Raw genomic sequence first — 13,356 nt, 5'->3', positions numbered from 1 at the left:
AACGTCCCGTTTCCAGACGTTAGATTACAAAATCGCCGGTCGCCATCCACGGAATTCTGCGAAGAACCTTTTTTATTGCGCCGTGACGATCAGGCGTTCTGGAGCGAGCACACCCTCGCCCGCCTTCGCGACGCCCAGCAATCGGCCGCCTTCCTGCGCATAGACGCGCACGCGGCCTGCTTCCAGGCGCGCCGCCGCGATGTCCGCGAGCCGCAGGCGCTGGCCGTGAAGGAAGCGCTTGGTCGCTTCGTCGTTCAGTTGAACCGCGGGGAACGTCGACAGGAGCGCGTCGACGGGTTGAAGACGCTCGTCGCGCTGCGCCTCGCTCAGGCTCGTCAGTTCATCCAGCGTGGCCGCGTGTTCGAGCGTGAGCACCCCTACACCCGTGCGCCGCAGCGCCGTCAGATGCGCGCCGCAACCCAGCGCCTCGCCGATGTCCTCGGCGAGCGTGCGCACATAGGTGCCCTTGCTGCAGGTCACGCGAAACGTCACGAGCGGCAGCGCGCACGCAATCAATTGCAACGCGTGAATCGTCACCTGGCGGCCTGCGCGCTCGACCGTCTGCCCCGCGCGCGCGTATTCGTAGAGCGGCTTGCCGTCGCGCTTCAGCGCGGAGTACATCGGCGGGACTTGCACGATGTCGCCGATGAATCTGTTCATCGCCTCCACGACCGCCGCTTCGTCGCATGCGACCTCGCGCGTCTCCAGCGCCTCGCCTTCGGCATCGCCCGTCGTCGTGCGAATGCCGAGACGCATCGTCGCCTCGTAGGTCTTGTCGGCGTCGAGCAGATCTTGCGAGAACTTCGTCGCCTCGCCGAAGCAGAGCGGCAAGAGGCCCGTCGCGAGCGGATCGAGCGTGCCCGTGTGGCCCGCCTTCTTCGCCAGATAGAGCCGCTTCGCCCTGATGAGCGCATCGTTGCTGGACAGACCGAGCGGCTTGTCCAGCAAAAGCACGCCGTCCAGGGCACGGCGCGGAATCTTCGGCCGCGCCTGTTTCTCCGAACCGCTCATTGCTTACGCGCCTTCCTCGTCGTCCTTCGCACGCGTCGCGTTCGCTTCGTCGATCAGGCGCGACATCTCGACGGCCTTCTCGATCGTCTGGTCGTAATGGAAATGCAGCGTCGGCACCGTGTGGATGTGCAGGCGCTTGAACAGAAGATTGTGCAGATGGCCCGCCGCCGAGTTCAGGCCTTCCTCGGTCGCTTTCGGATCGCCCGTCAGCGTCGTGAAATAGACCTTCGCGTGTGCGTAGTCGGGCGTGAGTTCGACGCTTTGAATCGTCACGAGACCGATGCGCGGGTCTTTCACCTCACGCATCAACTCCGAGAGATCGCGTTGAATCTGATCCGCAATCTGCACGTTGCGGTTTGCGGATGTACGTCTTTTAGCCATGATGTTGTTCCTTATCGTTGCTTGCGTCCGCCCGAAGAAAAAAGGGCGGAGCGAGCCCTCAGGCCCGCTCCGCCCCTTGACCCGGCGGCTAATGCAACTTACCGCATTACAGCGTGCGAGCCACTTCGGTCACTTCGAAGACTTCGAACTGGTCGCCTTCCGCGATGTCGTTGAAGTTCTTGATCGACATACCGCACTCGAAGCCCTGACGCACTTCCTTGACGTCGTCCTTGAAGCGCTTGAGCGAATCGAGCTCGCCGGTGTGGATCACGACGTTGTTGCGGATCACGCGCACCGACGAAGTGCGCTTGACCACGCCGTCCGTCACCATACAACCCGCGATGAGACCGACCTTCGGCACGCGGATGACCTGACGCACCTCGACCATGCCCGTCACCGTCTCGCGCTTCTCCGGCGCGAGCATGCCGGACATTGCCGCCTTCACCTCATCCACTGCGTCGTAGATGATGTTGTAGTAGCGGATGTCGATGCCGTTCGCCTCGGCCAGCTTGCGGGCTTGCGCATCCGCACGTGTGTTGAAGCCGATGATGACCGCCTTCGAAGCCGTCGCCAGGTTGACGTCCGATTCGCTGATCGCGCCGACCGCGCTGTGCACGATCTGCACGCGCACTTCGTTGGTCGAGAGCTTCTGCAGCGATTGCACCAGCGCTTCCTGCGAGCCCTGCACGTCCGCCTTGACGATGAGCGGCAGGTTCTGCACTTCGCCTTCGCCCATCTGCTCGAGCATGTTCTCGAGCTTCGCGGCCTGCTGCTTCGCCAGCTTCACGTCGCGGAACTTGCCCTGACGGAACAGCGCGATTTCGCGCGCCTTGCGCTCGTCCGGCAGCACGATGACTTCCTCGCCCGCCGCCGGCACTTCCGACAGACCCTGGATTTCCACCGGGATCGACGGACCGGCCGTTTTCGTGGCCTTGCCGGTTTCGTCCAGCATGGCGCGCACACGGCCGTAGGCGCTGCCCGCGAGAACCACGTCGCCGCGGCTCAGCGTGCCCGACTGCACCAGGATGGTCGCGACCGGACCCTTGCCCTTGTCGAGCTTCGCTTCGATCACGAGACCCTTCGCAGCCGCTTCGACCGGTGCGGTCAACTCCAGCACTTCCGCCTGCAGCGACACGTTTTCCAGCAGATCGTCGATGCCGCGGCCCGTCTTCGCCGACACTTCGATGAACGGCGAATCGCCGCCGTACTCTTCCGGCACCACGCCTTCCGCGACGAGCTCCTGCTTCACCCGCTCCGGGTTCGCTTCCGGCTTGTCGATCTTGTTGATCGCGACGACGATCGGCACGCCGCCCGCCTTCGCATGGGCGATCGCTTCCTTCGTCTGCGGCATCACGCCGTCATCCGCTGCGACCACCAGAATGACGATGTCCGTCGCCTTCGCGCCGCGCGCACGCATCGCCGTAAAGGCTTCGTGACCCGGCGTGTCGAGGAAGGTGATGACCCCGCGCGGCGTATCGACGTGATATGCGCCGATATGCTGCGTGATGCCGCCCGCTTCGCCCGCCGCCACTTTCGCGCGACGGATGTAGTCCAGCAGCGAGGTCTTGCCGTGGTCGACGTGACCCATGACGGTGACGACCGGCGGACGCGGCAGCTTCTCCGCCGTTTCCTCGGTGGTTTCGCCTTCGATCAGCAGCGCTTCCGGATCGTCGAGCTTCGCCGCCACCGCGCGATGGCCCAGTTCCTCGACGACGATCATCGCCGTTTCCTGGTCCAGCACCTGGTTGATCGTGACCATCTGGCCGAGCTTCATCATCACCTTGATGACTTCCGAAGCCTTCACCGACATCTTGTGCGCGAGGTCGGCCACCGAGATGGTTTCCGGCACGTGCACTTCACGGATGATCGGCTCGGTCGGCGCCTGGAACGACGTCGCTTGCTCCTGATGCTTGCCACGGCCCTTCGGACCGCCGCGCCAGCCGCGATCGACGCCGCCGCTCGAGTCGCCGCGCGTTTTGATGCCGCGGCGCTTCGAAGCGTCGTCCTGCTGCCAGCCGCCCTTGCCGGCCTTCTTCTTGTCGCCGCCCGGCGCCGTCGATGCGGGCGCCGGAGCGCCGCCTGCGGCCGGCTTCTTCGCCGCTGCGGGACGTGCGGCCTGCGCGCCTTCCGGCTTCGCGGGCTTGTGCAGCGTGCCCTTCGCTTCGGCGGCCTTCGCGGCCTTCGCCGCTTCCGCCGGCTTCGCGACGGGCGCCGGTTCCGGTGCCTTCACCTGCGCCTTGCGCGGCGTGTTCATCATTTCGCGGATCGCGCGCGCTTCGGCCTCGGCCGCCGCACGGCGCTTCGCGATTGCTTCCTGTTCGAGACGCGCCTTCTCAGTGGCGGCGCGCGCTTCCTCTTCCGCCTTCCTGGCGGCCTCGCGCTGCGCTGCGCGCTCGCTGGCCGCCTTCTCTTCGGCTGCCTTTTCGGCGGCTTCGCGTTGCGCGTCCTCGCTCTGCCGCGTTTCGGCAGTCACTTGCGCGCGCACTTCCTGACGCGCCGCCTGGGCGGCACGCGAGATTTCCGCCGCCTGAGCCGCGGCCACCGCACGGCGCGCCACTTCCTCTTCCTGCTTGCGACGCTCGGCTTCGGCCGCTTCCTCGCGGGCACGACGCTCGGCTTCCTCGCGCTCGAGGCGTGCCTGACGTTCCTGCAGCTCACGCTCTTCGCGCTCGAGTTCCTCGGCGGCGCGGCGCGCTTCTTCCTCGCGGCGTTGCAATTCGGCCTCGTCGACCTCGTCCTCGACGTGGTTCGGCGCCGGTTCAGGCTGCTCCGCGCCGGTTTCGTCGCGTTTCACGAACACACGCTTCTTGCGCACCTCGACCTGAATGGTGCGAGCCTTACCCGTTGCGTCGGATTGCTTGATCTCCGACGTATGCCGGCGGGTCAGAGTGATCTTGCGCTTGTCGGCATCGGCGGAACCGTGCGATTTGCGCAAATGATCGAGCAGACGCGCCTTGTCCGTTTCGGACAGGTCGTCGTTCGCGCTCGCTTTCTGGACGCCAGCCGCCTGCAGCTGCTCCAGCAGCACGCCTGCAGGCATTTTTAGTTCCGCGGCAAATTGGGCTACGTTGTTACTCGCCATTCATTCCTCTTGATGCAAGGACATATCCTTGCGGTTAGATCGGGGTCACGCGGCCGAACGGGCCGCCAAATATCAGTGCGCCATGGTCATTTCTCACTGGAACCAGTGTTCACGTGCTTTCATGATCAACGCCTTAGCGGCATCCTCTTCCATACCGGTCATTTCGACCAGTTCGTCCACTGCCAGCTCCGCGAGATCGTCGCGGGTCTGAATCTGGTGCTCGGCAAGCTTCGCGAGCAACTCGTTGTCCATGCCATCGAGGCTCTTCAGATCGAGCGCCACGCCTTCGACTTTCTCTTCGTTGGCGATCGCCATCGTGAGCAGCGCGTCACGTGAGCGGTTGCGCAGCTCGTGCACGGTGTCTTCGTCGAAGGCTTCGATTTCGAGCATCTCGTTGAGCGGCACGTAGGCGATTTCTTCGAGGCTCGTGAAGCCCTCGTCGATCAGGATGTCGGCGACTTCCTCGTCCACATCCAAACGCGCCATGAACAGGTCGCGCAACTTGCCACGCTCTTCGTTCTGCTTCAACGCCGATTCGTCCGGCGTCATGATGTTGATCTGCCAGCCGGTGAGTTCGCTCGCGAGTCTCACGTTCTGGCCGGAGCGGCCAATGGCGACGGCAAGCTCGTTCTCGTCCACGACGACGTCCATCGAGTGCTTTTCTTCATCGACGACGATCGACTGGACGGCTGCCGGCGCGAGGGCGCCGATCACGAACTGCGCGGGATCTTCCGACCATAGCACGATGTCGACGTTCTCGCCACCGAGCTCGTTGCGCACCGCCTGCACGCGCGAGCCGCGGATGCCGACGCAAGTGCCGATCGGATCGATGCGCTTGTCGTAGGCGATCACGCCGATTTTCGCACGCACGCCGGGATCGCGCGCGGCCGCCTTGATTTCCAGCAGGCCCTGCTCGATCTCGGGCACTTCCAGTTCGAAGAGCTTCATCAGGAACTCGGGCGCGGTGCGCGAGAGTTCGATTTGCGGGCCGCGAGCCGTGCGGTCGACCTTGGCGATGTAAGCGCGCACGCGGTCGCCCACGCGCAGGTTTTCCTTCGGAATGAGCTGGTCGCGGCGCAGCAGCGCTTCGACGCGGCCCGACTCCACGATGAAGTTGCCCTTGTCCAGGCGCTTCACCGAGCCGGTCATGATCTTCTCGCCGCGTTCGAGGAAGTCGTTCAGGATCTGCTCGCGCTCGGCGTCGCGCACCTTCTGCAGGATCACCTGCTTGGCGGCCTGGGCGCCGATGCGGCCGAATTCGATCGACGGAATCGGCTCCTCGATGAAATCGTCCACCTGCGCGTCCGGCTTCTGCTCCTTCGCTTCGAACAGCAGGATTTCCTGATCCGGCTCCTGCAGGCCGGCCTCGTCCGGCACCACGCGCCAGCGGCGGAAAGTCTCGTGCTCGCCGCTCTCACGGTCGATGGCGACCCGGATATCCACGTCTTCCTCGAAGAGCTTTTTCGTGGCCGAAGCAAGCGCAGCTTCCAGTGCTGCGTACACGACGTCCTTGTTGACGTTCTTTTCGCGTGCCAGCGCATCCGCCAGCATCAATACTTCGCGACTCATTGTTTGCGGCTCCTAAAATCAACCTTGGGGACGAGACGTGCCTTATCGAGGTCCGCGAGCGTGAAATCCAGCATCGCGGCGCCGTCCTTCCCTTCAAATTCCAATCCGATCGTTTCGCCGTCAGGGGCGTGCAGGATGCCACGGAACGACTTGCGCCCGTCCAGCGGCTTTTTCAATGTAATGACGATTTCGCTTCCCGCGAAGCGCTCGAAATCGGCCAGTTTCTTGAGCGGACGATCGAGCCCCGGCGACGACACTTCGAGCCGGTCGTAGTCGATGTTCTCGACTTCGAGCAGGTATTGGAGCTGGCGCGTGACCTTCTCACAGTCCTCGATGGCGATACCGGACGGCTGGTCGATATATACACGCAGCATGCCGCCTCCCGAACGCTCGAGATCGACAAGCTCGTAGCCCAGGCCCGAGACCGTGGTTTCTATCAATTCCGTCAGTTGCACAGTAACTCCAAGGTGTTCGCGCGCTCCACGCCGAACACCCGCGGGTAGCGCCTTCATGCGGGCGCGCACCCCTGCTCCCGAGATGCCGAACCGAAAAGCCAAAAAAAAATGGGCGCAACGCCCATCTTTTTCAACCGAGGTCGCACCCGGGCAACGAAAGAAAAACTACGTGCCCAGCGACTTCGTAATTTTAGCCATTTTTCACGATAAACGCAAACGTAAAGCGCGCTTTCGGCCCCGTTGGGGCCCGTTTCGTGGCGATTCGTGGCGATTCGTATCGACTCGCGTCGGCGCGCATGACGTTGGCACTGTCGCGTTTAGCGGCCGGAAGTTTTGGTCGAGGCGCGCTTGCCCTCCTCGACCGCTTCGCCGCGACGTGCTTGCGCCCGGAGTTCAGCGGCCGCGCGAGCGATTGCGCGCGCCCCGGTTCGCACCGGCCTTGCCTTGCCCCGCGCCCTGCTGACCACCGCCCTGGCGGTTGCCGCGCTGCGCGTTGCCGCCCGCGGCGCGCTTGCCTGCGCCGGCCATTCCCTGCGGACCGCCCTGCGGACGAGGGCCCCGCTGGCCCGGCCGACCGCCGTTGGCGCGATTGCCGTTCGGCTCGCCGCCGACGCGGTTGCCGTTCGGCTCGCGTCCGCCGCGACGGCCCACGCCGCCCGGGTTGCCCAGGTTGCCGCCGCCGAAGCCGCCCGTGCCGCCGAGCCCGAAGCCGCCGGCGACACCCCCCGTCTGCCCGCGCCGCCCGCCGCGTCCGGGCGTCTGCTGCGTCATGCGCGAGTGCGAGCTCAGCACCGGCTCGCGCGTGATGAAGCCCATCGACGTCTGCATCGGATCGGGCTGCACGCGCGGCGCGGAACTGCGTCCGCCCTTCTCGGCCGTCGGCAGCTTCAGTCCGACCGACGCCATCAGGCTGCGCACCTGATTGTCCTCGAGCTCTTCCCAGCGCCCGCGCTTCAGGCCGCGCGGCAGCGCGATCGGACCGTGGCGCGTACGGATCAGGCGGCTCACCATGAGGCCCGCGGCCTCGAACATGCGGCGCACCTCGCGATTGCGGCCTTCCGCCAGCGCGACGTGATACCAGTGGTTCGTGCCCTCGCCGCCGCCGTCCTGGATGCGCAGGAAGTTGGCGGGGCCGTCGTCGAGCTCGACGCCCTTCAGGAGCTTCTGCTTCATCGCTTCCGACAACTGGCCGACCACGCGCACGGCGTATTCACGCTCCACGCTGTAGCGCGGATGCATGAAGCGGTTCGCCAGATCGCCCGAGGTCGTGAGCAGCAGCAGGCCTTCGGTGTTGAAGTCGAGGCGTCCGACCGCGAGCCACTTGGCCGTTTTCATCGACGGCAGCTTGTCGAACACGGACGGGCGGCCTTCCGGGTCCGCGTGGCTGACGATTTCGCCCGTCGGCTTGTGATAGAGCAGGATGCGCGGCGGCTTGCTTGCGAGCTTGCGCTTGACCGGCTTGCCGTTGATGCGCACCTGATCGGTCGGCATGATGCGCTGGCCGATGTGCGCCGGCTCGCCGTTCACCGACACGCGGCCCGCGATGATCAGCTCTTCCATGTCGCGGCGCGAGCCCATGCCCGCGTCGGCGAGCACCTTGTGCAGCTTCGGTGCGTCCTCGTCCGGCTCCAGCACGCGCTTCTGCTGCGGGGCATTGCGGCCGCGCCGCAGCATCGGCGCACGCACGCCGGCTGAGCCGGTGTTGTCGGCGTCGAAGGCCGGCGAGGTCACGTAGGCGAACACCTCGTCGACGGCAGCGGCGGCTGCGCTCTCAACCGTCGCGGGCGCCGAGTCGTTGCGCTTGCCGCGCTTCTGCTGCTGCGGCGCGCTCTTGCGTCGCCCGCCCTCACGCGGAGCGGGAGCTGGCGCGGCAGCCTGCTGAGCCGTTTCGTCCGCTGCTTCGACACCGGCTTCGCCCACATCGGCACGCGCATTCTTGCGGCCGCGCGAATTCGCTCCTTGATTCGCTCCTTCCTTGCGCGCGCCCTTGGCGCCCGGATCCTTGCGCGGCGTGCGCACCTGCGCGACGACGACGCCATCCGGCGGCGCCTCGCTCACCGCGGAGGGCGAGCCCGGCGCGCCCTCCGCGACCTTGGTCTTGGCGACAGCGCGACGCCGTGCGATCAGGCTGCGCGGCCCGCGGCGCAGTCCGCGGCGCGGACGATCCTCGCCCTCGCCGCCGCTTTCCTCGGTGCGGTCGATGCGCGTGCGTTCGCCGGCGTCGGCCGACTCAGGTGCGTCCGCGGCGTGCACGGGGCGCGCGGATTCAGGCGAATCGCTGTCGTGGGAGTGTGTCAAAACAACCTCAAATGTCGAATCGCGCGCCCATCGCGGGCGCGTCAAAAAATCCGCTGATCGGTCCGGCTGGTCGTCTCGAAATGATCTTTATGGAGAGCCGGACTGCCAGATCAGGGGCCATGCAATTTGCGTCAGGCGCGGCGCGCCTTCGGTTCTTCGGAGTCGTCGTCCAGTTCGTCGTCGTTCGATGGACTCGCGTCTTGCTCGTCGTCGCGCGGCGCCGCAGCGGGCACGGCGCGCACTTCATGCGCATCGTGCGCGGTACTCAAATGCTGCGCGTGGATGCCGGCGGGCGATGCGAAGCGATCAGCCTCGGCATTCGCACGTTCCGTTCCGCGCTCTTCCTCTTGCGCGTGTGCTTTGTCTTGCGGCGCTTCCGGCTCGCCTGCGCGTGGATCGTTGCCGGACGGCTGGAGCCCGGCCGCTTCGACGGCGTCTACCGAAGCCGCCGCAGCCGCCGCAGCGGGTTCCCCGTCGTTCGCCGGTTCCTGCGCCTGGCACTCGGCCGGTTGCGCATCCCCCGCCACGCTGTCGGGAAATTCGATCGAATGCTGCGCCAGCAGCGACGCCTCGAACTGCGCCGACGGATTGTCCAGCGCAGGCAGCTCGTCGAGCGCGGTCAGGCCGAGGTCGTCGAGAAACTGCTTGGTCGTCGCATACAACGCCGGACGGCCCGGCACGTCGCGATGACCGATCACCTCGATCCAGCCGCGGTCCTCCAGCTGCTTCACGACCTGCGTGTTCACGGTCACACCGCGAATCTCTTCGATATCGCCCCGCGTCACCGGCTGCCGATACGCAATGATCGCCAGCGTTTCGAGCACGGCCCGCGAATATTTGGGCGGCTTCTCCGGGTGCAACCGATCGAGATACGTCCGCATCGCGGGCTTGCTTTGAAAACGCCAGCCCGAGGCGAGCGCCACCAGTTCCACGCCACGGCCCGACCAGTCGGCCTGAAGCGCTTCGAGCAGCGTGCGAACGGTATCCGCCGAAATGTCGTCGGCGAACAGCTTGCGCAAATCATGCAGCCTCAGCGGTTCCTGCGCGCAAATCAAGGCAGTCTCGAGGACGATCTTCGCCTCTTGGGTATTCATGCAGCTTGGGTCAACCCTGTATGGTCAATGATCCAGTTCAAAATCGAGCTTGAGCAGGTTCGAACGCCACCGAAGCGGTGCGAACGATAAAGCTGGACGCGGAGTTTCAAGACGCGCTCGCCCGATTTTGATCGGTCATATTGATTGGGAGCACGCACCGGGGAGAGGCAGTATTGGGCGATCGGTGAGCGAACGCCGGGCCATCCCAGCCGGACGAGGTGGCGCTTTCCCAGGCGAAAGCGCGTGACTGAGCGCCATATTACGCAAAAACAACCGGGGCGTAAAGGTGATGCCGCATCGGCGCCGGAACTCACTCGACGCAGGCGGGCGCCGAGTGATTGCTGCCGGCCGGCTTCAGGCAGCGCCGCACGTAATCAGGAAGCGCCGCAGGCGCTCGACGCCCGCGTCGAGCCGGGCGGAATCGCAGGCGTAGCACCAGCGCACGAAGCCCTCGCCTTCCGGACCGAACGCGCTGCCCGGCGCGAGCCCCAGGCCCACCTCGCGCACGAGCGACTTGCACAATTCGAGGCTTTTCGCCGCGCCGGGCAGCGAAAAGAACAGATACATCGCGCCGTCTGGCGCGCGCACGTCGATGCCGTCGACCGTCTGCAAGGCCTTCACCAGATGATCGCGGCTCGCGCGCAGATCGGCGACGAGCGACTGCGTGAAGCGCTCGCCTTCTGCCACCGCGACGACGCCCGCCTTCTGCACGAACGAAGGCGCGCACGACGTGTTGTATTCCACCAGCTTGCCGAGATCGTCCATCAGCTGCGTGGGCGCGACGAGCCAGCCGAGCCGCCAGCCGGTCATGAGCCACGCCTTCGAGAACGAATTCACCGCGATCACGCGCTCGTCGCGCGCGGCGAGATCGAGGAACGATGGCGCGACGCGCGCATCATCGCCGTAATACAGGCGCTCGTAGACTTCGTCCGCGACGATCCAGATGCCGTGACGGCGGCAATGCTCCAGCACGGTGCGCTGCTGGTCGCGCGTCATCGTCCAGCCGGTCGGGTTGTTCGGCGAGTTGATCATCAGCATGCGCGTGCCCGGCGTGAGCGCCGCGAGCAGGCGGTCGAGATCGAGCGTCCAGCCGCTCGGGCCATAGGCCAGCGAAACCGTTTCGACGCTCGCGCCGAGAATCTTCGGAATCTCGACGAGATTCGGCCACAGCGGCGTCACCGCGACGACGCGGTCGCCCGCTCCGACGACGAGCTGCGCCGCGAGCATCAGCGCATTCACGCCGGCGCTCGTCACGGCGACATGACCGGTCGTGGTCGCGCCGTGGAGCGAACTGACGTAGCGGGCGAGCGCCTCGCGCAGGGGCGCGATGCCCAGGTTGTGCGTGTAGAACGTTTCGCCGTCGGCGAGCGCGCGGCTCGCGGCATCGCGGATGAACTGCGGCGTCACGCGATCCGACTCGCCGAACCAGAACGGCAATACGTCCGCGACGCCGAAGCCCGCGTTCGCCACCTCGCGGATCTGCGACGGCCGCAGCGCCCGCACGGCCTCGCGCGCACCGGCACCGTGCGCGCCCGTCAGTTGGCTCAGTTCGCTGACCACCGCTCCTTCCGATTCACTCATTGCCCGCCCCGTCGCTTGAAAGAATGAAGTCTAACGCGCGCGCCGCGTTTTCGAGATGCCGCGCCGGCTCAGCCGAGGTCTTCCGCGCGCGGCGGCAGCGCCGCGATCAGCGACCAGACGGACTCGGCTGCGGGCGACAGCGATCGGTCGCGCCGGCGCACGAGTTCCACCGTCCGTTCGGCGCGCGGCTCGAGCGGCAGCGCGACGAGCGACGAGTCCGCCGGAAGCGGCAGCGCGAGCCACGGCAGCACGCTCACGCCGACGCCCGCCTCCACGAGACCGAATACCGTCGCCGAATGGCCGAGCTCCTGCACCACCGGCGCCTCGACGCCATGTTCCTGCATGACGGCATCGATGATCGGCCGGCTGCCAGACGCGTAGTCGAGCATCACGAGCCGTTCGCCGGCGAGCGCTTCCCAGGGCACGGCGGCATGGCGTCCGAGCGGATGATCGCGCCGCGCGACCAGACAGAACGAATCGGTCATCACGGCTTCGCCGTGCAGGTCGTCGGAGGAAAGCGGGCCGATCACCACGCCGAAGTCCACCTCGCCCGATTTGACCTTGCGCAGGACATCGGACTGGACGTCATCGCGCAGACTCAGGGTGATCAGCGGAAACTGCTGCAGGCACGACGCGATGACGCGGGGCATCAGCCGGCACGCAACGGTCGGGCTCGCCGCGACGATCACCCGCCCCCTGCGCTGCTGGCCGAGATCGCGCACTTCACGCAGGGCTTCGTCGAGATCGGCCAAAAGGCGCGACACGGTGCCGACCAGATTGACGCCCACGTCCGTGAGCTGCACCTCCCGCGTCGTACGGTCGATCAGCTTGAGGCCGATTTCCCCTTCCAGCTCGCGCACGCAGCGGCTCACGGCGGATTGCGTGAGGCCGATCTCGTCGCCCGCGCGGCTGAAGCTGCGCAGCCGCGAGACTTCGATGAAGACGCGCAGTTGCCGCAACGTCACGTTCAATGGCGCGTTCATTCAGAATGCTCATCAATTTCGCTATTTCATGCTGATTATATCGTCGGTCAGCAGAATTTCGTGCGCGAACGTACGTTTCGCTGCGGTGCAGCAAATTGCGCAAACGCACGCCGGATGGGCCTATTGCACTGGATTGGTGATTGTCCCGATTTCTTAATCAGTCTGTTTCGGGTCTGATACGGGCCATGCTGACATCGCGTCAGCCTACTGCCATGCGGGTTTCCCGGATTTCGCGACATGCATGGCACGGTTCTCGCATTTCATTGCGCACAGAGGCCGGGGCCATAGCGGTTACATCGAAATCGTCCGCCGCCATCCGCTCCGGCCATCCCTGGTATTCGTTCATTCGGATTCCGACCAGAGTGCGCGGCGCGGGGCAGCGCACCGGGGTTAGCTTCGCTGAGGTGAGATATGGTGCTGTTCGACGATTTGAGAGATAACGAGTGGGCGCTGGTTGAGGCGTTGTTCTGTTCGGAGCCGGCGCGTAGCGAACGGCGCGGCCGTCCGCGCGTCGAGGCGCGTTCCGTGGTCAACGCGGTCTTGTGGGTGCTCTCGACGGGCGAAGGCTGGTCGAAGCTGCCCGGCCGCTATCCGTCCCCGCCGACCTGCCGCCGCCGCTTCGACGAGTGGCAGGCGGACGGCACGCTGGCCGAGATTGTCAAGCGCCTCTCCAGCAATGGCCGCGAGGTTTCGCTGCGCGGCCGCATCGGGTCGAGCGCCGCGAAGCCGCCGGCGCCGCCGAGCCGCGACCGTCTGCGCGGCGCATTCTGGACCAACCCGGAATCGTGGCGCGCTCCGGCCAAGATGGCTTGAGCGATTGTTTCGATTCATCCGAAGCCGGTTTTCGCCGGCCTCGGTTCTCTGCTTCCCATCTCGCGCAGGCCATGGCTTGCGCGAATCCC

At 65.8% G+C, this 13,356-nt stretch carries 10 protein-coding genes; 1 reads left to right on the top strand and 9 read right to left on the bottom strand.

From position 1 onward, the window contains the following. Nucleotides 1-72: 72 nt before the first annotated feature. The 9 genes from truB to AWB83_RS33470 form a co-directional block, all read right to left on the bottom strand. Nucleotides 73-1,011 (bottom strand): tRNA pseudouridine(55) synthase TruB, encoded by a 939-nt coding sequence (truB, locus tag AWB83_RS33510; protein ID WP_087049893.1) that lies wholly within the window; start codon nt 1,009-1,011, stop codon nt 73-75. A 3-nt stretch (nt 1,012-1,014) separates the two neighbouring features. Further along, nucleotides 1,015-1,392, bottom strand: coding sequence for a 30S ribosome-binding factor RbfA (rbfA, locus tag AWB83_RS33505; RefSeq protein WP_087049892.1), 378 nt, complete (start codon nt 1,390-1,392; stop codon nt 1,015-1,017). Between the two features lie 106 nt (nt 1,393-1,498). Continuing rightward, nucleotides 1,499-4,474 carry a translation initiation factor IF-2 gene (gene infB, locus AWB83_RS33500; protein WP_087049891.1) on the bottom strand — a complete coding sequence of 992 codons (2,976 nt, stop codon included), beginning with the start codon at nt 4,472-4,474 and terminating at the stop codon, nt 1,499-1,501. Between the two features lie 93 nt (nt 4,475-4,567). Beyond that, nucleotides 4,568-6,043 (bottom strand): transcription termination factor NusA, encoded by a 1,476-nt coding sequence (gene nusA / locus AWB83_RS33495; protein WP_087049890.1) that lies wholly within the window; start codon nt 6,041-6,043, stop codon nt 4,568-4,570. Then, nucleotides 6,040-6,498, bottom strand: coding sequence for a ribosome maturation factor RimP (gene rimP / locus AWB83_RS33490; protein ID WP_087049889.1), 459 nt, complete (start codon nt 6,496-6,498; stop codon nt 6,040-6,042). Before rimP ends, nusA begins: the two co-directional genes overlap by 4 nt. Nucleotides 6,499-6,891: 393 nt before the next feature. Continuing rightward, the gene (gene rluB / locus AWB83_RS33485) at nt 6,892-8,796 is read right to left on the bottom strand and encodes a 23S rRNA pseudouridine(2605) synthase RluB (RefSeq protein WP_167389188.1); all 1,905 of its coding nucleotides are present in this window, start codon (nt 8,794-8,796) and stop codon (nt 6,892-6,894) included. Nucleotides 8,797-8,927: 131 nt separating this feature from the next. Continuing rightward, nucleotides 8,928-9,890 (bottom strand): SMC-Scp complex subunit ScpB, encoded by a 963-nt coding sequence (gene scpB, locus AWB83_RS33480; RefSeq protein ID WP_087049887.1) that lies wholly within the window; start codon nt 9,888-9,890, stop codon nt 8,928-8,930. A 354-nt stretch (nt 9,891-10,244) separates the two neighbouring features. Continuing rightward, nucleotides 10,245-11,471, bottom strand: coding sequence for a pyridoxal phosphate-dependent aminotransferase (locus tag AWB83_RS33475; protein WP_244197973.1), 1,227 nt, complete (start codon nt 11,469-11,471; stop codon nt 10,245-10,247). Nucleotides 11,472-11,539: 68 nt separating this feature from the next. Further along, nucleotides 11,540-12,442, bottom strand: coding sequence for a LysR family transcriptional regulator (locus AWB83_RS33470; protein ID WP_087049895.1), 903 nt, complete (start codon nt 12,440-12,442; stop codon nt 11,540-11,542). Nucleotides 12,443-12,865: 423 nt separating this feature from the next. On the opposite strand from AWB83_RS33470, the gene AWB83_RS33465 reads away from it, so the two are divergent. Further along, the gene (locus AWB83_RS33465; protein ID WP_050454634.1) at nt 12,866-13,267 is read left to right on the top strand and encodes a transposase; all 402 of its coding nucleotides are present in this window, start codon (nt 12,866-12,868) and stop codon (nt 13,265-13,267) included. Nucleotides 13,268-13,356 lie beyond the last annotated feature (89 nt).

Origin of the sequence: Caballeronia ptereochthonis (assembly GCF_001545075.1) — a bacterium.
Taxonomy (GTDB): domain Bacteria; phylum Pseudomonadota; class Gammaproteobacteria; order Burkholderiales; family Burkholderiaceae; genus Caballeronia; species Caballeronia ptereochthonis.
This window is presented reverse-complemented; position numbering and strand designations above follow the sequence as displayed.

What these genes read in the sequence shown, in the direction of transcription:
- truB (WP_087049893.1), bottom strand. Translation starts at nt 1,011, where the DNA reads ATGAGCGGTTCGGAGAAACAGGCGCGGCCGAAGATTCCGCGCCGTGCC.
- rbfA (WP_087049892.1), bottom strand. Translation starts at nt 1,392, where the DNA reads ATGGCTAAAAGACGTACATCCGCAAACCGCAACGTGCAGATTGCGGAT.
- infB (WP_087049891.1), bottom strand. Translation starts at nt 4,474, where the DNA reads ATGGCGAGTAACAACGTAGCCCAATTTGCCGCGGAACTAAAAATGCCT.
- nusA (WP_087049890.1), bottom strand. Translation starts at nt 6,043, where the DNA reads ATGAGTCGCGAAGTATTGATGCTGGCGGATGCGCTGGCACGCGAAAAG.
- scpB (WP_087049887.1), bottom strand. Translation starts at nt 9,890, where the DNA reads ATGAATACCCAAGAGGCGAAGATCGTCCTCGAGACTGCCTTGATTTGC.
- AWB83_RS33475 (WP_244197973.1), bottom strand. Translation starts at nt 11,471, where the DNA reads ATGAGTGAATCGGAAGGAGCGGTGGTCAGCGAACTGAGCCAACTGACG.
- AWB83_RS33465 (WP_050454634.1), top strand. Translation starts at nt 12,866, where the DNA reads ATGGTGCTGTTCGACGATTTGAGAGATAACGAGTGGGCGCTGGTTGAG.